Source organism: Lactobacillus sp. ESL0263, from assembly GCF_003692845.1.
In the GTDB taxonomy this organism is placed as follows: Bacteria; Bacillota; Bacilli; order Lactobacillales; family Lactobacillaceae; genus Lactobacillus; species Lactobacillus apis.
In genome coordinates this window covers 594,433-616,136 of record NZ_REHL01000004.1, presented here as the reverse complement: position 1 = coordinate 616,136, position 21,704 = coordinate 594,433, and the positions used below count along the sequence as shown (strand labels likewise).

The window sequence follows — 21,704 nt, the reverse complement described above, 5'->3', positions numbered from 1 at the left end:
ATAGAAAAAAGGCTTAATTAATTTAATGATAGATTGGAAACAGCGTACAGGAGAAGAGTTAGCTCCTGAACTAGTTGAAAAATACCAACTTGGCAATACTGAGGCAAAATTATTTTCTTTGCGTGGTATTAACACTGATGAAAAACTGAATTTTTGGTTTAATGCAACAGAAGAAGATTTAGCAGATCCCAGCTTAATGCACGACTTGGATAAAGCAGTTGCAAGAATCAATGATGCAATTGACAACGGAGAGAAAATAACAATCTATGGTGACTACGATGCTGATGGCATTACTGCAACCAGTATTATGATGGAAACACTCGCTATCTTAGGTGCAGACGTTCATTTTTTCATTCCAAATCGTTTCCGTGATGGTTATGGTCCCAATATGGCAGCTTATGAAAAAATCGTTGCGGACGGAACCAATTTAATCATTACTGTAGATAATGGGATAACAGGTGTTGAAGAGGTGGCTTACGCTAAGTCACATGGGGTCGATACGATTATTACTGACCACCACAAAATTCAAGAAGATGTACCGGATAGCTATGCTATTGTGCATTGTAATTTTCCTGGCCAAGATTATCCCTTTGACGACTATTGTGGTGCCGGTGTAGCTTATACAATCTGTCGGCAATTAATGCAAGATCCAATGCCGGAACTATTAGAACTTGCAATGATTGGAACAATTGGTGATATGGTAAAAGTTTCTGGTGAAGGTCATATCATCGTAAAAAGAGGACTCCAGCAGCTTAATCAGACTGAGCGCCCTGGATTACGTGCTTTAATTAAAAATTCTGGCTTAAATTTTGGACAAATCAATGAAACAGATATCGGGTTCAATATTGCGCCACGACTTAATGCGGTTGGTAGACTGGCTGATGCAAGCTTAGCTGTAGAATTATTACTAAGTGAGGATGAAGAAGAAGCCCAAGAAATTGCAGACCGGGTTGAGAAGCTCAACGATGAACGTAAAGAACTTACGGTTGAGGTTTATCAAAATTGTTTGGAGCAAATTAAAGCAAAGGGCTGGCAATCCAAAGGAACACTAGTAATTTATAATCCTGAATTCCATGAGGGTGTTTTGGGCCTTGTCGCAAACAAGGTTGCTGAGCAGGTGCATAAACCAACAATCGTTTTAACTAAAAATGATGATGGAATTATTAAGGGATCTGGACGTTCTATTGCAGGTTTCAATCTATTTGATGCTCTCGATCCACTTAAAAAGGATTTATTCTTAAAGTTTGGCGGCCATGATTTTGCCTGTGGTCTTTCTATGGAAGAGAGTAAAATTGGGGCGCTAAGAAAAGCATTTGAAGATAGTTATCATGGCGTTCATGAGCAAATTGTAAAGCCATATGATATGGAATTGCCTTTTGAAGAACTTACGATTGATTTAATTGATAAAATTGACCAAGTCGGCCCATTTGGAACGGATAATCCGCAACCCATTTTCTGCATATCTCAACCACAAATTAGTGGCTGCTTTTTTATGGGCAAAGAGAAAAATCACATTAAAGTTACGGTAACTAAGGGAAATAGAAAACTTGAGGTTGTTGGCTTTAACAAAAGATATCTGACAAAAGTTCTGTTGCCATACATCGATCAGATGTTTATTCAACTCGGTAAGAACACTTATCGTAATCAAGTTAAGCTGCAAGGCATTATGGAAGGGATGATTTTTGCTGCGCCTAAACTAGCTATTCCTGCTCCAGTAGTTGATTTAAGGCAAGAAAAATATGTCATGGGTTTTGCTGACCGCTACCTGTTATTCGATAAGAAAAACAAGTTTGCAGCAATGAATAATTTCGACCTGGATGAAACCAAAATTACTTTAGCCAGTGAATATGATGAAGATGGAGAAGTAGTAGTTTTACTTGATGCTCCTCACAATCAAAATGAGCTAGATTTTGCACTTAGCAATGACTTTGAGCAACTGTACTTGCGCTTTTTAATGGATCAGCTACCTGTCAAGAATATTCCAGATAATAATGCATTTGAGAGTGTTTTACGCTATGTTTATTCCCATCCTGGACTAAGTGCAGAAGATTATCGTCAGGTAGGGCCATTTCTCAACCTAGACTATAATAGTATTCTATTCATTCTTCGGGTATTTTTTGAACTAAATTTCGTTGAAATGAAGCAAGGAAAAATTGTAGGCGTTAAAAATCCGTCTAAGAAGCCTTTGACTGCTTCTAAATATTACAATGGTATTAGCTCACAGCTAAGTTTTATCAAGCAACTTCGACGGATGCCAAGCAGTCAATTGTTAATGTACGTGAATAAGCAATTAAAACAGCATTAAGACAGATGCGCAAATGTGCAAAAAATGGTAGAATGAGTAAGTAAAACAGCTTAAGTTATAAGATTGTATTTTTGGAGGTTTTTCTTCTTTTGGCAAACGATTTTAAAGAACACATTGCAAGTGTTAATAATTTCCCTAATGAAGGTATTGTATTTCGCGACATTACCCCGATTTTACAAGATGGAAAATTATTTCGAGAGGCCACTCATGAGTTGGCTGAGTATGCTAAAAATAAGGGTGCTGACGTTATTGTTGGCCCTGAGGCGCGAGGATTTATCGTTGGTTGTCCTGTTGCAACTGAATTAGGTATTGGATTTGTTCCAGCCAGAAAGCCGCATAAATTACCTAGGGATGTTGAACGTGCTTCTTATGATTTGGAATATGGTTCAAATAGTCTAGAGATGCATAAAGATGCCCTTAAGCCAGGGCAAAAAGTGGTAATTTGTGACGACTTACTAGCGACTGCAGGAACATTAACTGCATGCAAGCAGTTAATTGAAAACCTAGGAGCAGAATTAGTTGGCGCTGCTTTCTATATTGAATTACCTGATTTGAATGGTCGAGAAAAGTTACCTGATTTAGATGTCTTTTCATTAGTTCAATATCACGGTGCTTAAAAAATAAAAGATTGCACTTTCATAAGTACAATCTTTTTTTGTACTCTTTTTAGAGCAAGATTTTTAACATCAGTGAAAAAGCAAACTATACTAAATATGTCTGAAGGAATAGTTATGGCAAGGAAAATGCCATGATCTTTTCATTTAATTTGGATTGTCAAAATGTTGTTAAAAAAAGAATTAGCCATCAAAAATAATTCCTAAATGAAAATCATTTTAAGTTCCAAAAAAAGTGTTCAATTTTTTTTACAAGTGAGACTTGAGTGGATATAATGGTACGGTATTTCAAAAAAGGGGATAGAGTAATTTGCAATTAAGAAAAGCAACAATGGCCGATTTTGACCAAATTATCACTATTTTAAAAGACGGTGCTAACCAGTTAGCCGAACGTGGAGTCAATCAATGGCAAGGTGATTACCCTTCAAAAGGCCAAATTGAAGAAGATATTGAACACGGTTGGGCTTTTTTGGCTGAATCTGATGATCATGAGACAGTTGGTGCTATTGCAATTGTTGATGGTCCAGATCATGTTTATGACCATTTAGATGGTAAGTGGCTGTGTGATACTGATAACTACGTAGTAATTCATCGTGTTGCAATTAAATCGAACCATGCTGGAAAAGGCTATGCTACTCAACTTTTGCAAGCTGTAATTAACGACATTAAGGACAATCGTGAAGAAATTGATTCCGTCAGAATAGATACACACGAAGACAATAAGGCAATGCAACATTTAATAGATAAAATGGGCTTCACCAAAGTTGGTCTCCTTCATGGGGTTTACCGTCCAAATGAAACCTCATATGTCTATGAATTGAAAAAATAAATAATTAGTTTTGATGAAGACTCCCAAGTATTTGGAAGTCTTTTTCTACTAGAAATAAAAAACGCACCAAATTAATTTGATGCGTTTAAAAATATGTATTTAACTTTGCTTACTTTTACCTGTTCTTCATTATTGGTTGGTAAAAGAGGTCAATGACAATTGCAGCTACTAGTGCCACCAAAAATGTAATTGCCAGATTAGTCCAACTAATCTTGTCCATTGCAATCCCCAAGATTGCTAAGATGACTGTTAGGATGATGTCACCTAGCTGAGTTAAACCGACAGCTTTGGAAGGATAATCTTGCCAAAAGTAACGTTTTGTTCTTGTAATTAAGATCAGGAACATTGCACTCAAAACAAGATATACGTAAACCATAGTTGAAATCGTCCCGTGATTCCAGCCATGAGTATTCAGATAGGCAACGGCTAGGATACCTATTAAAGTCCAACCAGAAGCCAGTGAAAAAGCAATTTTTGCCAATCTAGCCATATTCCAATTTTCTGGTTTGTAGGTAATATGAGTTCGGTCAGTACCAATCATCATCGTTACCATATTATTCATAATAGTATAAATAACCATTGCGTTTAAAGCCATTGGAATGTAACCAAAGAAGAGGTAGCCAAAAGTTAATAACATGGTCAGTTCAGCTGTTCTTGCGAGCTTGGTAAGAGACCAAGTAGTCATTCGTTGGTATACGCGATGTCCCGCATCGAGAATTTTAACGATTGAAGTTAGTCCATCCGTTAAAAGAACCATTTTACCTGAGCGTTTTGCAACGTCGGCCGCATTTGAAACAGCAATTCCGACTTCAGCCTGTCTAAGGGCAGGTGAGTCGTTCACCCCATCGCCAGTCATTCCGACAATATAACCTTTTTGCTGGAAAAACTTAACCATTTTTAGCTTATCTTCTGGTAAAACGTCTGCGATTCCGGCTAACTTGCTGGTATCAGTTTGATCAGTAAAATCATGAATTGAAATTACTTCGCCTTCTAAGCCAACTTCTTTAGCAACCGCCTCAGCAGTTTTTTGGTTGTCACCAGTTAACATAATAGGCATAACACCACGTTTTTTAAGTTCAGTCAAAGCTGCTTTTGAATCGGAGCGAACTTTGTCTTGTAAAATAAAGACACCAGCTAACTTATCATCAATTAATAAGGCAACGGAACGGCCTGCACCAAAATTAATGTCCTTAACTTTATCATTAGCGGATTTATCAATAAGTGACAGCTGCTTAAAAGAACCTAATTTGACATTATGTCCATCAATATTGGCCATTGAATAACCAGTACTTGAAGTAAACGGTGTAAAGTCATCAGGTGCTTTAACCTTTAGGCCAAGACTAGAAACGTAATCATCGATTGCAGAATCAATGATTTTTTTATTACGTTGGTCAGTTGCAGCAGCAGCTAGTTCTAGAACTTCGCTATCAGTCATCTGACTAAAATTGGTCCAATTGGCAACTGCAGTCTTGTTTTCAGTAATAGTTCCAGTTTTATCAAGTAATATCAGATTTAAGTTGGCAGCATCTTGAATACCAGTTAAATCAGCTGTCAAGACACCTTCCTTACTTAGTCGAGTTGCTTCAAATGAGTTCGAGAGGGCAAAGGTTGAGGGCATTGCAACAGGAATAGAGGCAATAAACATCATTGCCAAGAAAGGCAACATTTCAATAAAATCACTTATCTTTCCACCCTTAAAGAAGAAAGCAATGACTATCACTAGGGTCAAGATACCATCTAAAATACACAAATAATAAATAATTTTGGTTAGGAGTTGTTGTAAGTGTCCTGGAGCAGCAGAGTTGTTAATTAGATTAACGGTCTTGCCTGAACGGGAATTAGCACCAGTTGCAGTTACCGTTGCCAAGCCACTACCTTCTACAACCGTGGTTCCAGCATAAGCAGTGTCTTTTACCTGCTTTCTAACAGTTTTTGCTTCACCTGTAATTGAGCTTTCATCTGTAGAAATTTGTCCGTCGATTAGCTTCACATCAGCTGCAAGAACGTCTCCAGCTTGAATACTAACTAAGTCACCAGGTACAAGGTACTTTGAATCAATATTTTGCCATTTACCATCGCGCATTATCGAAACAGTTGGAGTTAATTTATGCGAGATATTATTTAAAACTCGCCTTGACTGTTTCTTTTTAGATGCTCCGTTCCAAGCCGCAAATAATAGCATGAGTAGGACAAAAAGCGACTGGATCCATTTGCCTAAAATGCACTCTAGTAACAATGCTGCTTCCAAAATCCATGCCGATAAATTCCATAATTTTGATAAAAATTCCTTGAAAAAGTTGAATTGAGGTTCGGGGACTTCATTTAAACCATTTTTAGTAAGGAGTTCATCTGCTTTGGCTTGAGTTAAACCTTTAATATTTTCAGACATAATTTATCCTTCCTTAGTTTTTAAATACTTATCTAAATTAGCATAAAAGGGGCTTTTTTTCTAGCTAAAGGGTTAGCTCATATCAGTTTTTTACCGACATTATACATAACTGAAAAGTAATTTTATCTGCATACAAAAAGCCTGCATTGCTGCAGGCTTTTTTCAAGTTAACAAATTAGTCTTTGTCAACGCTGTCTGGGAAAGTAGCTAAACGCTCGCCTTCACCAAGTTCTTCTTCGATTTCAAGTAAACGGTTGTACTTTTCAACACGTTCTGAACGAGCTGGGGCACCAGTCTTCAATTGTCCACCGTTGATAGCAACAGCGAAGTCAGCGATGAATGTGTCACCAGTTTCACCTGAACGGTGAGAAATCATAGTGTTGTAACCATTCTTACGTGAAAGACGAATAGTTTCCAAAGTTTCAGTAACAGTACCGATTTGGTTCAACTTGATCAATGATGCGTTACCAGCACCTTCCTTGATAGCTTTAGTTAAAAGCTTAGGGTTAGTACAAATAAAGTCATCTAAAACAATTTGAATTCTGTCTTTGTGGCTTTGAGTGAACTTGATCATACCTTCAACGTCGTTTTCGTCGTATGGGTCTTCGATAGAAATTAATTCTGGGAATTCATCAAGTAACTTGTCGTAGTATTCAGCTAATTGATCATCATCGAATACTTTGCCTTCAAAGTGGTACTTGCCATCTTCTTTGTTGTAGAAGTATGAAGCAGCACAGTCACAAGCAATAGCAATATCTTCGCCAGGCTTGTAACCAGCTTTAATGATAGCTTCGTGTAAAGCTTGTAAAGCTTCTTCAGAGTTCTTCATGTTAGGAGCGAAACCACCTTCATCACCAAGGCCAGTTTCGTAACCCATATCTTCAAGAACTTTCTTCAAAGTATGGTAAGTGTTAACGATCTTTTCAAAACCATCACGGAAAGAAGTCTTCTTAACTGGAGTGATCATGAATTCTTGAACGTCAATACCGTTGTCAGCGTGCTCACCACCGTTAATAACGTTGTGGAAAGTTTGTGGCATTTCAAGGTCAGTACCGCCAAGGTATCTGTACAAAGGTTGGTTGCTGTCCTTAGCAGCAGCGTCAGCTGTAGCCATTGACACACCTAAAATTGCGTTAGCACCAAGTTCAGCCTTGTTTGGTGTACCGTCTAATTCGATCATTACACGGTCAATGTTAGCTTGGTCGTGAGGGTCTAAGCCTTTCAAAGCTTCAGCAATCTTAGTATTAACATTGTTAACTGCTTTAGAAACACCTTTACCACCAACGCGATCGCCACCGTCACGTAATTCAACAGCCTCATTTTCACCAGTTGAAGCACCTGATGGAACTTCAGCTTTACCTACGACACCGTTTGAAAGGGTAACAAAAGCCTCTACAGTTGGGTTACCACGTGAATCATAGATTTCCAGTGCATGAACATTTTCAATGACTGATTTTAACATCTAAAAACCTCCTAAATAATACATGCTGTACCAAGTAGGTACATACATTAAGAGGAGCAAAGGGCTCCATCTCTACATGACAAATTTTAGCCTAAGTTTGTGATTATGTAAACATTTGTAAACGATTTCTAGCATTAAAAAAATTTAAAAAATAATTAGTCGCTTTTTTAATTCAATTGAATTATTATTTAGCTATACATTTTTTAAAAAAATCAGTTTATTTTCTATACAAGGTGTTTATTATGGAAGAAGTAAAATTAATAATCGATTCTGGTGCCAATGAAAAAGCTAGTGAGAATTTAACCGTTGTACCATTGACAGTTACTATAGCGGGTAAGGATTTTCTTGATAATGAGGACCTTAACATGGAAGAATTTCTTACTAGTATGGAAGAAAACACTGAGGAAGGTAGAACTTCTTGTCCAAGTATCGATGAATGGCTAAAAGCCCTTGAAGGAAGTAAAAGAGCTGTTATGCTAACCATTACCAGTGGCCTCAGTGGCAGTTTCTCATCCGCTTATCAGGCAAAACAAATTTATGAAAAGGACAATCCTGGTAGTAAGGTAATTGTTGTTGATTCAAGGACTGCGGGTCCAGAAATATCGGTTATTCAACGTGAAATTAAACGCTTAGTAGAAGATAAATCAGTTCGTTTTGTAGATATTGAACAAAAAATTTCAGAGTATAAAACCCATACTCACTTATTAGTTATTTTGCAATCATTACACAATTTGGCCTTAAACGGTCGGGTCAACATTGCTGTAGCTAAGATGGCAAAAATGTTGAATATTGATGTTGTCGGCACTGCAAGTGAAGAAGGTAAGCTAGAACCAATTTCAAAAGTGCGAGGAATGAAACGAGCTTTTAAAGAGCTTTTGAAGTTAATGGATGAACGGAAATACAAAGGTGGACCTGTCATTATTGACCAGTGCAATAACGAAAAAGATGCCAATAGTCTTAAAGAAAAAATTCTTGCTCTATATCCCAAAGCAGAAATAGTCATTCGTCCAATGCGTGGTTTGTGTGCATTCTATGCTGAAGAAGGAAGTCTGATGGTTGGTTTTGATGATCTATAAAGTCCTAATAGCTGCTTACCAATTTTGTAATTGCACATAAAATAACAGCATAGTAATAGCCCTAATTATGATAAACTAGGGCTTTTTGTCAGGAAGATTATTTATTTCTTATGATATTTCAAAAAATTGTTCTTAATTATCTTTATAGTTGGTAAGCTACTTAGATATCTTTAATTTTAAAAAAGAATAATAAAAATACCGCAGTATTGTTGTAATGACTGCGGTATTTTTTTACAAACTTAAATTACTAATAATAGAAATTGCTGACAAATACTAAAACAAAAAACAGCTAGAGAGGTTGCCCCTAGAATATCAGAAGGAAAGTGGGCTTTTAAACTAATACGAGAAATTACAACCATCATCCAAATTAAAATAAGAATCGATAATAATTTGCTACCTAATGTATCTGCAAAAAGTCGCCAAACGATTAAAGCCATGATTGTCGTTCCCAAAACGTGTCCGCTAGGGAAACTATAACCGTCTTCTAAACTAGAATGCATGATTGGTCTTTTTCGGTGCATCCATTTTTTTAAAACAATGCCGACAAAGTCGGTAAAGCCAAGAGTAAATAAAGCCCAGAATGCTAATAAAGTTTCATTTTTACTCATTAAAAAGCTAGCAAGAAATACATCCCAAACCACTAATAATTTAGGATCATTGATGAAAGCAACGATTTGCCAACTAATTCCGTCACGCTGTCTGACCAATTTGTGATGTAGCCAGTGATCTAACAGGTTAAAGCGCCGTGAATTTCTAACATTGAAAATAAGTAACAGCAGAATTAAAGCGGATAAGCTAGCAAGCCAAATATAAATATCCAAATTACAACCCTACTTTCAGATAAATACCGATTGTATTTTATCAGCTTAATGGTGTTAGTTCCAACTAGGTACATAGCCTTGAACAAAACTTAAGAAATAACAACCTTGTAACTAAATTGGCCAGTTTCAAAAAAATTTTGTTGTGTATTCTATTTAGTAATATAATTTCATAAGTAAACATTTGATAGTGGGGGATAGAATGAAGAAGTTTATTAAGAAAAACCAAGTGGCAATCATTGCAATCTTTTTTTCAATTGCTATACCACTAGTTATCTTTTTATTTGTTGGTGATAAAACTAGTATAGGTGACTGGCTGGGATTTTTAGGGTCTTATATTGGAAGTATTATCACAATTATCTTTTCTTACGTGAATACGCAATATCAATTAAAATCAAGTGAACGGCAAAAGGACATGCTAGCTTTGCGCGGTTTGTTTAATTCCTCTAAAAAATTGTCATTAAGATTCACACGCTATATAGTTCTATTAAATCAATTAATGCAAAAATCAGATAAACCGCTAGATAAAAAAGTTCTTGCAGTCTTTTTTGAGCAGTCAGAAAAATTCTTTGATGAGTCAAAAGATTATCTTGATAATTACAATTCTGCAATCATGGCAACAACCGAGGAAATATCCGGAGAATTGAAGTCTTACAATAGTAATTTTAGTAAAGAAGCTGGCAAGACATTTCTGACATTTACAAAAATGCTTAGTGCAGGAGATAAGAAAAATACTCAAGGTAATAAAGATGTAGTTGAAGTAAGAAAAGACTACCTAGAAGAAGTAAAACGACTAGAGAAGGAACTAACAATAGTCCATAGAAAAATTAGGAAGCTATATAACCAACTTAAGTCAGGCAAATAATAGTATAAAAATGGGATTGGAAGTATTAATAGTAATGAATAAAGTTTATCGATTTCAAAAGCAAAAAGGGAATACAACAATAAAAATGAAAATAGATTTGAGAGTAAAGACAATTTTAAAAACGATAATCATTAGCATGATTGCAGTAGCTGTGATTTTCAGTTTGGTTAAACTGTAGGGCTAGTTCTAAATGATTTTGCAAATATAATGAGAGAGCTCAATTTGATTAGATTGCAAGTTTAGACAAATTAAAAAAACAATAGAAGTGCTTTTGACTCTTTGGCAAATTTTACTGCTAAAGAGTAAATGAATAGAATCAAGTAGATAATAAACTACTTGATTTTTCTTTTGCCGTAATATAATAGGAAATTTTTAAGGATAATAGTGTTTACTTGACATTGATGAAGGAAAAATTAAAATTAACTGTATAGAATAAAATACTGAACAAAAGGAGATAGAAATTGAATAATAAAACAAACAGGCATGAAACTGTTGGTGAAGCTTTACGTGATATTGCACATCATGAACATGCTTTTGCGCTTGCAGACAATTCTACTAACCACATGGGAGATATGGTTATATATGGACTTACCTATCTTTTCTTGATTCTATTACCTACTGATATCTTTGAAGTTGGCTGGCTATTTATTCTTGCGACACTCGTAGCAGCTATTAGTTTGGTTCGTTTTCAGAACTTTTTAAAGCATAAAATAGCTTCTGGTAAAATGACGACTTTTTGGGTAAATGCTAGCTTGCTTTCAACAGGAATTCGAAGTTTTGTATTTGTTAATGCTCCTTTAACTTTTTTGAGTATTTCTATGAAACCAAGTGCTAGTATGTTTTTTTCGTTAGTCATCGGTTTAATTACCGGATTTGGCGGAATAGCACTACAGTACCACTATTTAGTAAGGAATAAAGTTATCGACAAACAGAAGGAGTCAAGAAGACAAACGGCCAAAAATTTAGGCAACTATATCAGTGAAGCTGCTAAAAAGAGTTATGCTGATCGCTTTTATTTTTTGGATCTTGTATGTGGCTATGTGATTTGCCTGAATTATTATTCATATTACAGTATCAACGTAACTAGTTACAAAGTCTGGCAGTTTGGCTTCACAACAGTCATAGTCCTTTTGGGTACTTGGTTATTTCAAAAGTTCCTACGTTACCGAATTAGCAAAAACCAAATTAGTAAAAGCTTTAAGTGGTGTTCTTTATTAATGACAGGAGCACGTGGTTACTTGTTAGTCACAGCTCCCTGGATTGAAATTTGTTTGCTTACAAATGCTCCGATTAATCAGTTGATGGTTAATCTCTTTGGTTGTCTTGCTGCAATAATCGGAGTAGGTTTACAGTATTTATTTTTAGTAAAAGCAGGAATATTTAAAGGCTTAGTTTAAAAAATCAGTAAAAGTAATTTTTTATTGATGAAGGGATAAAATAAACTACTTTCGGAGAAAATCTGACTCTAAAAATTTAATTTTGAAGTATGCTAATGAAGAAGATTTAGACAAGACACTAGAGTATGTTCAGCAACGAAGAAATGAATTGAAAAGTTGAAGGCATTTAGCATAATAGACTGGCACGAGCAATGGTTAAAACACTCTTAGACTAATAGTTTAAGGGTGTGTTTTAGTAACTAACAAATAAATATTGTTTCTTGCCTTTTTACCTTTATGCTATGTTTTTTTACCGAGCAAACAAAAAAAGACTGTAACATCAACTGTTACAGTCTTTTTAAATAAATACAAGGAGAGTACAGGATTTGAACCTGCGCGCCAAGGAAAACTTGGTTCGCCGGATTTCGAGTCCGGTGCATTACCACTCTGCCAACTCTCCATAACGAATATCATTATACCTTATTTAAATGTTTTTTCAACTTACTATTTTGAATACTAGTCAATACCAAAAGTACATTTGCTTAGCATTTTACTAGTATAAGGTACGAATTTTGCTTCGCCCTTGTTCAATTATCAGTGTATAATAAGAACATATGTTTGTTGTGGAGGCGGACAAAGTGAAAAAAAGGCGCGATCAAAAAGAATTTGATCAAGTTTTAGACGATTTTTTTAGAACATATCAAGACCGTGGAATGAAGAAATGGCAAGGCTTTATGCTAAGCGACTATACATCAACCGTTAGTAAGATTGATAAAAAACGCGCTCAAGTTTATGAAAAAAAGCAACCAATGTCCCAGGAGGCAATTAGTGAGTTGCTTCTTAGTGCATACGCTAATCATCATCCCGTATCAGTTCAACTTAAAGTCATCGATAGTGAAGATGATTTTTTGCCGAATCTAGTTGGTTTAGTTCAAGGCTATCAAGCAGATCATATTGTCATTTCAGATACATGGGTCGAATTAGAAAATATCAATCACGTTGAGCTATGCTAGTACTTTTATAAGCTCAAGGTGTGACAAACGTGGTGGTACAGGTAAGATATGCTCTTATTCTTTTAAATCCCCAAGGGTCTTAAGATATGTTTTGATTTTTCCTTCGATAAAGGAAATGCTATCATCAATTTCTTTTTCTTTCTTATGCAAATTGTCTAGCTGATTAAAAAGTAAAACAAGCCGGTCAGGAATAGTTTGATCACCTTCATAGCGCAGTTTTGCATATTTTTGCATCTCTTTAATACTCATATCTGTCTTTTTTAAGCGCGAAATAAACTTAATCCAAGCCACATCTTTTTCATAATAACAGCGACGATTATTTTCATCTCGACTTGGGAAAAGTAGTTTTTGTTTTTCATAATAGCGTAGCGTATCAATTGAAAAGCCACTAAGTTCAGAGAATTGACCAATTGAATATTTCATCTTATTTCCTCCTGAAATAACTCTATTTCAGTATAGTACTTTATCATATTTTAGCATGACAAAATATTTTTAAAATAGCGGTTGACATGGACTGCACTCCAGCAATTATTCTATTAACTGTTGAAAATAAGTTTGTAAAACGAAAAGGAGAAAAGCTATGGAAAATAATGAACGCTATGAAAAAGGTTTAGAAAATTTGGAAAAAGTTGACCGCGAAGGTGGTAAGTCAGTTATTGATTCATTAGCTGGTTTATCCGAAGATGTAGGTCGTTACATCATTGAATTTGCCTTTGGTGATGTATATGATCGTGGTGTCTTAGACCTTAAGCAAAGAGAAATGATTACAATCACATCTTTGCTCTCACAAGGCGATACTGAACCTCAATTAAATGTTCATATTAATGGTGCCTTGAATGTAGGCCTAACACCAGAAGAAGTAATTGAGACTTTTATTCAAACTATTCCTTATGTAGGATTTCCAAAAGTATTGAATGCGATTAATGTTGCTAAAGAAGTATTCAAAGATCGTGGAATTGATTTTACAAAATCAAGTAAAGATTAGTAAGTAAAGTCATAAATAAAACTAGTTGCTATAGTTGGGCAACTAGTTTTTTAGTTCAGTGCATTTAGCGCCTGACAGAAATTGGACCTTATTAAACGATGAATGTAAATTTGCTTCGATTTATTTTAAATTAATATTTATAGCTAAGGAGGCGTAAGGTGGACGATTCATTAACTAAGCGAGCTGCAGTAGTTGATACTCTTCCAACAGTTTTTGGTTACTTAGGAATTGCGACTGCTTTCGGGGTGATTGCTCGTGCCTCGGGATTTTCGACCATTACAGTAATTTTAATGTCAGTCATAATCTATGCCGGTTCAGCACAATTTACCACTGTTAGTATGCTAGCAGCGGGCAGTCCGATTGCTTCAATCGTTTTTGCTACCTTTATGGTTAATTCAAGAATGATTTTAATGAGTACAACCGTTGCACCATATTTTAAGAAAGATAACTTGGGTAAAGGGATGCTAATTGGCACGCTTTTAACTGATGAAAGCTTTGCTCTAGCAATGAATAAACTTAATTATACTAACGGGAAAATGAATTTTAGCTGGTTCAATACCGAAAATATTATTTCTTATTCAACTTGGGTAATTGCCACAATGATTGGTGCCTTGCTAGGTAATTTTATCGAGGATCCAAAGAAATTAGGGCTTGATTTTGCAAATGTAGCGATGTTTATCGGCTTGTTATATTTACAGGTAAACAGTGATAAAGCCTTAAACAAGACATTACAAGTAATAGTGGTTTTATTGACATTGGTATTAACTTACATTTCAACCATAATTTTGCCAGCTAGTCTAGTTATTATTGCTGTAACACTTATTGGATGTACATTGGGGATGGTAATAAAACATGTCTTCTTCTAATTATCTATTTTTAACTATTGTCGGCTGTGGAATTGCGACGTGGTTATCACGTGTACTTCCATTTATTTTATTAAAAAAATTCACTTTGCCTAAAGTAGTGGTTGAATTTTTATCCTTTGTACCAATTGTTATAATGTCTACAATGTGGTTTAGCAATTTATTCACTGCTCAACCGGGGCAGTTTCCAAAAATTAACATGGAATACCTAATTGCTTCAGTACCAACATTGGTATCAGCGGTTATTAGTAAATCACTTTTAGTAATCGTTATTGTAGGAATAGCTTCTTTAGCTTTGCTGCGATTGTTTTAATAAAATAGCTAGGCTAAAAGTTTTCCGTCTTTCAAAGTTTGTATTAAAAAAATTGTGAGTTATACTAATAAAAGTTGCCAATTTATACTGATAAAGTAAATTGGTCATTAAAATGAATCAAATAAAAATTTGGTTGGAGTCTAAGACTTTCAAGAATTGTCCTCAGGTTTGGGTTGCCTGAGCAATTTTGAAAGTCTTTTTTGTTCATTTCAGAAAGTGGAATTAATAATGCAGATTATGGGAATTTTATGTTTAATTTTGCTATTTGCCTTAATTGGCGGACAGATCGCCAATCGCTGCGGTTTACCAGCTGTAATCGGAGAATTGCTAGCCGGAATTGTTATTGGCCCAGCTATGCTTAACTGGGTACAGCCTAGTGGTTTAATTAAAAGTTTTTCCGACATTGGAGTTGTCTTGCTAATGTTTTTAGCTGGACTTGAAAGTGATCTAGCGATTTTGAAAAAATTATGGAAACCTAGCTTCCTTGTGGCCACTTTTGGAATGGTCGTGCCAATTGTAATTGCTTATTTAACGGGGATTGCTTTTAAATTCTCGCAAACAGAAAGTCTCTTTTTAGGTATTACGTTTGCCGCCACTTCAGTTTCAATTTCTGTCGCTGTTTTGCAAGAAATGAAAAAGTTAGAAACTAAAGAGGGGATGACGATTCTTGGAGCTGCTGTGGTTGACGATTTGCTGTCAGTTATTCTCTTAAGTGTTGTAAGTAGCGTTACGGGAACCCACACGGACTCCGCGAACGCGAATCTTGGCCTAGGACTGACTTTACTATTACAGCTAGTTTATTTAGTGATATTACTAGCTGCAAGTATTTGGTTATTTCCACGCATGCTTAAACTGAGTGAACGCTTTTTACTACCAGCGGCTAAACCACTTGTTACGATAATTATTGTTTTACTGGCAGCGTTTGGAGCAGAAAAAGTGGGCCTGAGTAATGTCATTGGCGCTTTCTTTGTAGGATTAGCTTTCAGTAGATTGCCTGATAAACAAAAACTGCAAAAAAGTTTTACGGATATCGGTTATAGCTTATTTATTCCTATCTTTTTTGCCAGTATCGGTCTAGAAATGTCAATCACTGGAATTTTTAAGGATGGCTTATTATTTATTGTCCTATTTGTAGGAAGTGTTATCTCTAAATTAGTGGGTGCAAGTGTAGGAGCTAAAGTGGCCGGTTTTTCTAGTAGTAGTGCTTACCAAGTTGGAACAGGGATGATTTCACGTGGGGAAATGGCACTGGTTGTAGCACAAATTGGCTTGTCCAATCATTTGCTCGCTCCTGCTGCTTATTCAACTGTAGTTGGAGTAATAGTTTTAACCACACTAATCGCTCCAATAATGCTAAAAGGGGCGCTAATGAAAAAGAGATAAGGAAAAGCTGACAACAAGGGCTATTAATTGATTTGTATGATAAAAATGCTATGATAGAAAACGTGTTTTTGCACAAATTAAGAAAAATGGTGGGATAGTGGATAATGAATTTTCAACCAAATACCGACATCTTTAAGCCTAAATGGTATTTAGAGCAAATGAGAGGATGGAGCTTCAAGACTTATATGCTTCTGATGCTAGGAATTGGAGTTATTATCGGAACAACAATTTCTACGCCGGTTAATCCAATTAGTTTAATTACGATGGTTGCTGCAATAATAGGTTTTACTTGTACGCTCGCAATTACTAATGCCAAACCGATTAATGGAGTTTTAGGTTTACTTTCTTCAATCATCTATATAATCGTATCGATTTACGCACAAAATTATGCAAATGTTGTCTTGCAAGCGTCCTATATCTTCTTACTCGACTTACCGGTATTGTTGCTACCAGCATGGTCTAAAAACGCTGAAAAGCACATTAAGGGGCTTAAATTTAAACAATGGTGTTTTACCATGATCTTCTTTTTATTTGTTACAGCTATGCTTTATCTGATGGACACAAGAATATTTATTAGTCCTCGTCCGTGGATCGATGCAATTGCTGGTGCAATTGGGATTACTGGCTCTGTTTTATGTACTTTTAGATTTCGCGAGCAATATTATTTCTGGACGATTCAAGGGGTTATGTCAATTATTTTGTGGGGTGTAACTGCATTTCAAGGAGACGCAAATTTAACGCTATTTTTTACATACATCCTATACTTGAGTAATGACGTTCTTGCATTTACTGACAAGCATACGCATTGGTTCCATTAATTTTGATATAACTAAAAAACAAGGTTCAATCATTTGAAACCTTGTTTTTTTATTTTGCTAAATGTGCTTTAACTATTTTAATTAAGATCTTAGTTGCGCCTTTTCCTGCTTTATCATCGTAATATGACTGATAGCGCTCGTCTGTCTCATAGCCGTTAGCAATACCCAAATGTATTTCTGGAGTATAATTTGGCATAATTATTTTAAGCCATTTTTGGTGGTTTTGGAAAATCGTATCGCTTAGTTCAGTTTCCTTACTAGGATCTTTTACTACTTTTTGCAGTTCCCGGACTAAGTCAGCTTCAGTTGCTTTCATTTGGTTAAATTTCTCTTCGGAAAAATTGTCAGCTTTACTATTCATTATCTTCTCCTTTTCCTTATTGATTTTATTTAACCACTATAGCAAATTAAATTACAGTATTTTTGTATGAAATGATTAGTGAAAAGGATTATTTAAAAAAATGAGAATAAAATTGGTAGAGCTGTAAGCAAAGACTAGCCTTAAATGCGTAAAGCGCGCTATAATGGAGTTGGAGATGAAGTAATGATTACATTTATTTGGGCTGAAGATGAACAACACAAAATTGGTCTAGATGGACATTTACCGTGGTATATTCCTGAAGATCTGAAGCATTTTAAAATCTTAACGATTAACCATCCGATTATAATGGGACGAAAGACTTTTAATAGTTTGCCACGTATTTTGCCTCAAAGACGGCATATTGTACTATCACAAAATCAAGTTTTTAAAGAAGAGTATGAACATAATCCGCAAGTGATAGTTGTTTCATCAGTTAACAGTTTAAATAAGTGGATTAATGCGCATCAAACAGAGCAACTGTATGTAATTGGTGGAGTTTCAGTCTTTGAAGCTTTAAAAGACCGCGTAGATTGTCTTGAAAAAACTGCAATTGCTGCAACTTTTCCTGCCGATACTGTAATGCCAGATCTTAATTATGATGATTTTAAATTAAGTAAAAAAGTGCATCATCAAGCTAATAACAAATGTCAATATTCATATGATTTTTTAACTTATCTAAGGAAGAAGGATTAGAATGAAGAAGATGATTATTGCTGCTATTATTCTGCTAATTTGTGTGTTGGTTTTGATTAGTAGCATTATACAAGCAGAGAGTATTAACCATAACTTTTGGTGGCAAGCTATTGGTATGGCTATTGTTACCTTTGCTGTAGGAAGAGTTAATGTCGACTTATTCCATAATTTAAAAATCGACCATCTTAAGTAATTTTTAAAATTCGTAGTTGACAGAACAAAAACAAGGTGCTAAATTAATAAACAATTAAATAATTAATACATCTTGAAAAGCAGAGTAACTATTATAATTACTGATAAAGAGAGCTGGGATTTTGGTGAGACTCAGCCAGTTAGTAGTGGTGAACATGGGCTCGAAATGATGACCGTTAGTGATATTTAGCTACCGGCGGAGTTGCATCCGTTAGCATTGCAAGCTATTGATTGATAGCTAGTGAGAGATTTATTACGTGAGTGATAAATAATTTAAAGGTGGTAACGCGAAGCACTCGTCCTTATAGATAGGACGGGTGCTTTTTTAGTTTATTTTGGAGGTTTTTTAATGTCGAAGAAGAGAAATAGAAATATTATCATTGGGGTAATAGTCGCAATTATCGTTGTCGTGATAGGTTGGTTTAGCTTTGGTCCTAAACCAAATAATCAAAAGAGTAGTAACCATGTTGTAACGGTCGGAATTGTCAGTGAAACAAAACCCAAACAGGATATTTGGAAGCACGTTGCAGCTACAGCAAAAAAGAAATACGGCGTAACTGTTAAAATTAAGAATTTTACTGATTATACTCAACCTAATAAGGCTGTCAAAAACGGTGATATTGATTTGAACGCTTTCCAACATTACGCATTTTTAGATGCTTGGAACAAGTCAAACCATGGTGGCGTTGTAGCAATTGGTCGAACAGAAATTAATCCAATTAGATTATATTCTAAGAAGTATCATAAACTTAGTGACCTGCCAGATGGTGCAACAATTGCAGTTCCAAATGATGCAAGTAACGAATCTCGTGCACTTTTCGTTTTAAAGAATGCTGGTTTGATTACTTTACCTAAGGGTAAGAAATTACCAACAGTAGCTGATATCGTTAAGAACCCTAAGAAACTTAAGGTTAAAGAAGTAGCAGCAGACCAATGTGGTCGTGTAATTGATTCAGTTGACGCAGCGGTCGTTAACAATGACTTCGCTCGTCCTGCAGGCTTAGGTAAGAAACAAACAATTTTCATTGAGCCAGTTAATAAAGACTCATTAAAATGGGTTAACATCATTTGTGCTCGTAAAGGTGAAGAAAAGAAGAAGGACTACTTAGCAGTTGTTAAGGCTTACCAAACCGAAGAAACAAAGCGTTTGGATAAGAAATATTACGGTGACATGCAAAAAACTGCTTGGGATATCAAGTTTTAGTCATCTTTAACGAATGGAGAAGATTTGTATGGGTATTATTGAATTACAGCATGTTAATGTGGATTTTCCTGATAAGAAAAGAGAGGTTGTGCACGCTGTTCATGATGTCAATTTGACAATAGAAAAAGGCGATATATACGGAGTTGTTGGCTTCTCTGGTGCTGGTAAATCGACATTGGTTAGAACAATTAATCTGTTACAAAAACCAAGTGGCGGTAATATCAAAGTCAATGGCACTGATTTTATTAAAGATGGTAAGCAAGTTATTTCTAATAAGGACTTGCAATTAGCTCGAAGAAAAATTGGAATGATTTTTCAAAATTTTAACCTTTTAAATGAAATTACTGTTGTTGAAAATGTCGCTTTTGCCTTGAAGCATTCTGGTTTAAAAGACAATGAGGTTGAAGAAAAATCATTGAAATTGCTGGAATTGGTTGACTTAAAAGAAAAAGCTGAATTCTATCCAGCTCAACTTTCTGGTGGACAACAACAGCGTGTGGCGATTGCTCGCGCATTAGCCAATGAACCAGATATTCTGATTTCTGATGAGGCAACTAGTGCACTTGATCCACAAAATACCCAACAAATTTTGGATTTACTAAAGAAATTAAAAGATGAACTTAATTTAACAATTGTTTTAATCACTCATGAAATGAGTGCTGTCAAGAAAATATGTGACAAAGTTGCGGTAATGCAACAAGGCGAAATCATCGAAAAAGGTAACCTAAGAGACGTAGTTCTTCATCCGAAAAATACTCTAACCAAGAGTTTTGTTGGTGGATCACTGGAAGTAATTAATACTCTTAAATCACTCAATTTAAGTAATCTAAATGATCAAGAGGCAATTTACCAACTTATTTATAGTGTCGCCAATGTTACCAAAACTATTATCATTGATCTTTACCGAGAAATTGGCGTTGAAGCAAGTATGCTTTATGGTAACGTCGAATTGTTAGACGATGAGCCAATTGGAACATTGCTGGTCTTAGTTAAAGGAGACAATGAGAAGCAGCAACAAACTGTTCAATTTCTAGAGAAAGAACAGGTTGCAGTTACGCGGTTAAATGAGAAAGGTGACTTATATGAGTAGTTGGTTTAATAAAGTTTTTCCAAATGTAATTAATTTAGGTTGGACTGGAGATACTGGCTGGGCATCCAGTATATATCAAACTTTGTTCATGACATTTTGGTCAGCAATTTTTGGGGGAATTCTAGGTATCGTCTTTGGGGTAGTCCTTGTTTTGACTAAAGAAAACGGTGTTAAACCAAATAAATTCTGGTTCAATCTCTGTGATAAGATCGTTTCCATCTTTCGCGCAATCCCGTTTATTATCTTGCTAGCTTTTATTGCTCCAGTAACTCAAATAATTGCTGGAACCCAAATTGGAATGAATGCTGCACTTGTGCCATTATCTTTAGGAGTTTTTCCTTTTTATGCTAGACAGGTTCAAGTTGCTCTAGAAAGTGTAGATCAGGGTAAGATTGAAGCTGCACAAAGTTTAGGTGCAACAACTTGGGATATTATTTTCAATGTTTATCTGAACGAAGCGCGCTCTGAGTTAGCCAGAGTCTCAACTGTAACTATAATTAGTTTAATTGGTTTAACGGCAATGGCAGGTGCAATCGGTTCAGGTGGACTAGGAAACACAGCTATTTCTTACGGTTATCAGAGGTCTAACAATGATGTTACATTCGTTGCAACTTTACTAGTCGTAATCTTGATTTTTATTGTTCAAATTATTGGTGATTTCTTAGCTAAACATTTAAACCACCAAAATAGATAAACTAACTATAAATAAAAATAAACAACAAAAAAACAACAGGCAGTTTTGCCTGTTGTTTTTTATTTAAGAAATAAGTAATTATTTTACGGCATCCTTTAAAGCTTTACCTGGCTTGAATGCAGGAACTTTAGTAGCAGGAATAGTCAAAGTCTTACCAGTTTGTGGGTTACGACCTTTTCTTTCGGCACGATCACGAACTTCAAATGAACCAAAGCCGATGATTTGAACTTTTTCACCTTTAGCTAGGTTATCCTTGATTGATTCGATTAAAGAATCGATCACTTTTTCTGCGTCTTTTTGCTTAAGACCAGTTTTTGCTGAAACTTCTTTAGTAAGTTCAGATTTGTTGATTGAAGCCATA

The 21,704-nt window shown here is 35.4% G+C and carries 23 protein-coding genes, 1 tRNA gene and 1 other annotated feature; of the genes, 17 read left to right on the top strand and 7 right to left on the bottom strand.

Annotated features, from left to right (window positions below):
- The first annotated feature begins 28 nt into the window (after positions 1–28).
- The 3 genes from recJ (at position 29) to F5ESL0263_RS04935 (ending at position 3,748) form a co-directional block, all read left to right on the top strand.
- Positions 29–2,305 carry a single-stranded-DNA-specific exonuclease RecJ gene (recJ, locus tag F5ESL0263_RS04945; protein WP_122035627.1) on the top strand — a complete coding sequence of 759 codons (2,277 nt, stop codon included), beginning with the start codon at positions 29–31 and terminating at the stop codon, positions 2,303–2,305.
- A gap of 89 nt (positions 2,306–2,394) precedes the next feature.
- A complete protein-coding gene (locus F5ESL0263_RS04940) occupies positions 2,395–2,922 on the top strand; it encodes an adenine phosphoribosyltransferase (protein WP_122035309.1) in 528 nt (175 codons plus the stop codon).
- A 307-nt stretch (positions 2,923–3,229) separates the two neighbouring features.
- A complete protein-coding gene (locus F5ESL0263_RS04935; protein ID WP_122035307.1) occupies positions 3,230–3,748 on the top strand; it encodes an N-acetyltransferase in 519 nt (172 codons plus the stop codon).
- A 115-nt stretch (positions 3,749–3,863) separates the two neighbouring features.
- On the opposite strand, the gene F5ESL0263_RS04930 is transcribed toward F5ESL0263_RS04935, so the two are convergent.
- Positions 3,864–6,137 carry an HAD-IC family P-type ATPase gene (locus F5ESL0263_RS04930; protein WP_122035306.1) on the bottom strand — a complete coding sequence of 758 codons (2,274 nt, stop codon included), beginning with the start codon at positions 6,135–6,137 and terminating at the stop codon, positions 3,864–3,866.
- Between the two features lie 175 nt (positions 6,138–6,312).
- Entirely contained in the window at positions 6,313–7,599 is a 1,287-nt protein-coding gene (gene eno / locus F5ESL0263_RS04925) for a phosphopyruvate hydratase (protein ID WP_046307019.1), read from the bottom strand.
- A gap of 242 nt (positions 7,600–7,841) precedes the next feature.
- Here eno and F5ESL0263_RS04920 point away from each other — a divergent pair, with 242 nt between their 5' ends.
- On the top strand, positions 7,842–8,675 hold the full coding sequence (locus F5ESL0263_RS04920; protein WP_122035304.1) for a DegV family protein: 834 nt from the start codon (positions 7,842–7,844) through the stop codon (positions 8,673–8,675).
- A 239-nt stretch (positions 8,676–8,914) separates the two neighbouring features.
- Here the strand turns inward: F5ESL0263_RS04920 and F5ESL0263_RS04915 are convergent, their stop codons facing one another.
- Entirely contained in the window at positions 8,915–9,496 is a 582-nt protein-coding gene (locus F5ESL0263_RS04915) for a phosphatase PAP2 family protein (protein WP_122035302.1), read from the bottom strand.
- 199 nt (positions 9,497–9,695) lie between these two features.
- On the opposite strand from F5ESL0263_RS04915, the gene F5ESL0263_RS04910 reads away from it, so the two are divergent.
- On the top strand, positions 9,696–10,358 hold the full coding sequence (locus tag F5ESL0263_RS04910) for a hypothetical protein (RefSeq protein ID WP_122035300.1): 663 nt from the start codon (positions 9,696–9,698) through the stop codon (positions 10,356–10,358).
- Positions 10,359–10,819: 461 nt separating this feature from the next.
- Positions 10,820–11,755 carry a hypothetical protein gene (locus F5ESL0263_RS04905; RefSeq protein ID WP_122035299.1) on the top strand — a complete coding sequence of 312 codons (936 nt, stop codon included), beginning with the start codon at positions 10,820–10,822 and terminating at the stop codon, positions 11,753–11,755.
- A 350-nt stretch (positions 11,756–12,105) separates the two neighbouring features.
- Here F5ESL0263_RS04905 and F5ESL0263_RS04900 read toward each other — a convergent pair.
- Positions 12,106–12,194 (bottom strand) — tRNA-Ser (locus tag F5ESL0263_RS04900).
- 178 nt (positions 12,195–12,372) lie between these two features.
- On the opposite strand from F5ESL0263_RS04900, the gene F5ESL0263_RS04895 reads away from it, so the two are divergent.
- Positions 12,373–12,747: a hypothetical protein gene (locus F5ESL0263_RS04895; RefSeq protein WP_122035297.1), complete on the top strand. Its 375-nt coding sequence runs from the start codon at positions 12,373–12,375 to the stop codon at positions 12,745–12,747.
- Positions 12,748–12,801: 54 nt separating this feature from the next.
- Here F5ESL0263_RS04895 and F5ESL0263_RS04890 read toward each other — a convergent pair whose 3' ends face one another.
- Complete coding sequence (locus F5ESL0263_RS04890) at positions 12,802–13,170, bottom strand: MerR family transcriptional regulator (protein ID WP_074425254.1); 369 nt, start codon at positions 13,168–13,170, stop codon at positions 12,802–12,804.
- 157 nt (positions 13,171–13,327) lie between these two features.
- Between F5ESL0263_RS04890 and F5ESL0263_RS04885 the strand changes: the two genes are divergently transcribed.
- The 5 genes from F5ESL0263_RS04885 to pnuC all read left to right on the top strand — a co-directional run bounded on the left by F5ESL0263_RS04885 (position 13,328) and on the right by pnuC (position 17,109).
- Positions 13,328–13,732 carry a carboxymuconolactone decarboxylase family protein gene (locus tag F5ESL0263_RS04885; protein ID WP_074425255.1) on the top strand — a complete coding sequence of 135 codons (405 nt, stop codon included), beginning with the start codon at positions 13,328–13,330 and terminating at the stop codon, positions 13,730–13,732.
- A 158-nt stretch (positions 13,733–13,890) separates the two neighbouring features.
- Entirely contained in the window at positions 13,891–14,598 is a 708-nt protein-coding gene (locus tag F5ESL0263_RS04880) for an AzlC family ABC transporter permease (RefSeq protein WP_122035295.1), read from the top strand.
- Positions 14,585–14,908 (top strand): AzlD domain-containing protein, encoded by a 324-nt coding sequence (locus tag F5ESL0263_RS04875; protein ID WP_122035293.1) that lies wholly within the window; start codon positions 14,585–14,587, stop codon positions 14,906–14,908. Before F5ESL0263_RS04880 ends, F5ESL0263_RS04875 begins: the two co-directional genes overlap by 14 nt.
- A 228-nt stretch (positions 14,909–15,136) precedes the next feature.
- Entirely contained in the window at positions 15,137–16,291 is a 1,155-nt protein-coding gene (locus F5ESL0263_RS04870; protein WP_122035291.1) for a cation:proton antiporter, read from the top strand.
- Between the two features lie 104 nt (positions 16,292–16,395).
- Positions 16,396–17,109, top strand: coding sequence for a nicotinamide riboside transporter PnuC (pnuC, locus tag F5ESL0263_RS04865; protein WP_122035289.1), 714 nt, complete (start codon positions 16,396–16,398; stop codon positions 17,107–17,109).
- 49 nt (positions 17,110–17,158) lie between these two features.
- On the opposite strand, the gene F5ESL0263_RS04860 is transcribed toward pnuC, so the two are convergent.
- A complete protein-coding gene (locus tag F5ESL0263_RS04860) occupies positions 17,159–17,470 on the bottom strand; it encodes a TipAS antibiotic-recognition domain-containing protein (RefSeq protein WP_122035287.1) in 312 nt (103 codons plus the stop codon).
- A gap of 183 nt (positions 17,471–17,653) precedes the next feature.
- On the opposite strand from F5ESL0263_RS04860, the gene F5ESL0263_RS04855 reads away from it, so the two are divergent.
- The 5 genes from F5ESL0263_RS04855 to F5ESL0263_RS04835 all read left to right on the top strand — a co-directional run bounded on the left by F5ESL0263_RS04855 (position 17,654) and on the right by F5ESL0263_RS04835 (position 21,343).
- A complete protein-coding gene (locus F5ESL0263_RS04855; protein ID WP_122035285.1) occupies positions 17,654–18,163 on the top strand; it encodes a dihydrofolate reductase in 510 nt (169 codons plus the stop codon).
- A gap of 1 nt (position 18,164) precedes the next feature.
- The gene (locus tag F5ESL0263_RS04850; RefSeq protein WP_046306992.1) at positions 18,165–18,356 is read left to right on the top strand and encodes a hypothetical protein; all 192 of its coding nucleotides are present in this window, start codon (positions 18,165–18,167) and stop codon (positions 18,354–18,356) included.
- Between the two features lie 63 nt (positions 18,357–18,419).
- Positions 18,420–18,662: a binding site (T-box leader), on the top strand.
- A gap of 42 nt (positions 18,663–18,704) precedes the next feature.
- Positions 18,705–19,559 (top strand): MetQ/NlpA family ABC transporter substrate-binding protein, encoded by an 855-nt coding sequence (locus F5ESL0263_RS04845; RefSeq protein ID WP_122035283.1) that lies wholly within the window; start codon positions 18,705–18,707, stop codon positions 19,557–19,559.
- 28 nt (positions 19,560–19,587) lie between these two features.
- Entirely contained in the window at positions 19,588–20,649 is a 1,062-nt protein-coding gene (locus F5ESL0263_RS04840; protein ID WP_122035281.1) for a methionine ABC transporter ATP-binding protein, read from the top strand.
- Complete coding sequence (locus F5ESL0263_RS04835) at positions 20,642–21,343, top strand: methionine ABC transporter permease (RefSeq protein ID WP_122035279.1); 702 nt, start codon at positions 20,642–20,644, stop codon at positions 21,341–21,343. Before F5ESL0263_RS04840 ends, F5ESL0263_RS04835 begins: the two co-directional genes overlap by 8 nt.
- 78 nt (positions 21,344–21,421) lie before the next feature.
- Here F5ESL0263_RS04835 and F5ESL0263_RS04830 read toward each other — a convergent pair whose 3' ends face one another.
- On the bottom strand, positions 21,422–21,703 hold the full coding sequence (locus F5ESL0263_RS04830) for an HU family DNA-binding protein (RefSeq protein ID WP_046306988.1): 282 nt from the start codon (positions 21,701–21,703) through the stop codon (positions 21,422–21,424).
- Between the last annotated feature and the right edge of the window lies 1 nt (position 21,704).

What these genes read in the sequence shown, in the direction of transcription:
- F5ESL0263_RS04930 (WP_122035306.1), bottom strand. Translation starts at nt 6,137, where the DNA reads ATGTCTGAAAATATTAAAGGTTTAACTCAAGCCAAAGCAGATGAACTC.
- eno (WP_046307019.1), bottom strand. Translation starts at nt 7,599, where the DNA reads ATGTTAAAATCAGTCATTGAAAATGTTCATGCACTGGAAATCTATGAT.
- F5ESL0263_RS04920 (WP_122035304.1), top strand. Translation starts at nt 7,842, where the DNA reads ATGGAAGAAGTAAAATTAATAATCGATTCTGGTGCCAATGAAAAAGCT.
- F5ESL0263_RS04910 (WP_122035300.1), top strand. Translation starts at nt 9,696, where the DNA reads ATGAAGAAGTTTATTAAGAAAAACCAAGTGGCAATCATTGCAATCTTT.
- F5ESL0263_RS04890 (WP_074425254.1), bottom strand. Translation starts at nt 13,170, where the DNA reads ATGAAATATTCAATTGGTCAATTCTCTGAACTTAGTGGCTTTTCAATT.
- F5ESL0263_RS04885 (WP_074425255.1), top strand. Translation starts at nt 13,328, where the DNA reads ATGGAAAATAATGAACGCTATGAAAAAGGTTTAGAAAATTTGGAAAAA.
- F5ESL0263_RS04875 (WP_122035293.1), top strand. Translation starts at nt 14,585, where the DNA reads ATGTCTTCTTCTAATTATCTATTTTTAACTATTGTCGGCTGTGGAATT.
- F5ESL0263_RS04870 (WP_122035291.1), top strand. Translation starts at nt 15,137, where the DNA reads ATGCAGATTATGGGAATTTTATGTTTAATTTTGCTATTTGCCTTAATT.
- pnuC (WP_122035289.1), top strand. Translation starts at nt 16,396, where the DNA reads ATGAATTTTCAACCAAATACCGACATCTTTAAGCCTAAATGGTATTTA.
- F5ESL0263_RS04860 (WP_122035287.1), bottom strand. Translation starts at nt 17,470, where the DNA reads ATGAATAGTAAAGCTGACAATTTTTCCGAAGAGAAATTTAACCAAATG.
- F5ESL0263_RS04855 (WP_122035285.1), top strand. Translation starts at nt 17,654, where the DNA reads ATGATTACATTTATTTGGGCTGAAGATGAACAACACAAAATTGGTCTA.
- F5ESL0263_RS04850 (WP_046306992.1), top strand. Translation starts at nt 18,165, where the DNA reads ATGAAGAAGATGATTATTGCTGCTATTATTCTGCTAATTTGTGTGTTG.
- F5ESL0263_RS04845 (WP_122035283.1), top strand. Translation starts at nt 18,705, where the DNA reads ATGTCGAAGAAGAGAAATAGAAATATTATCATTGGGGTAATAGTCGCA.
- F5ESL0263_RS04840 (WP_122035281.1), top strand. Translation starts at nt 19,588, where the DNA reads ATGGGTATTATTGAATTACAGCATGTTAATGTGGATTTTCCTGATAAG.
- F5ESL0263_RS04835 (WP_122035279.1), top strand. Translation starts at nt 20,642, where the DNA reads ATGAGTAGTTGGTTTAATAAAGTTTTTCCAAATGTAATTAATTTAGGT.
- F5ESL0263_RS04830 (WP_046306988.1), bottom strand. Translation starts at nt 21,703, where the DNA reads ATGGCTTCAATCAACAAATCTGAACTTACTAAAGAAGTTTCAGCAAAA.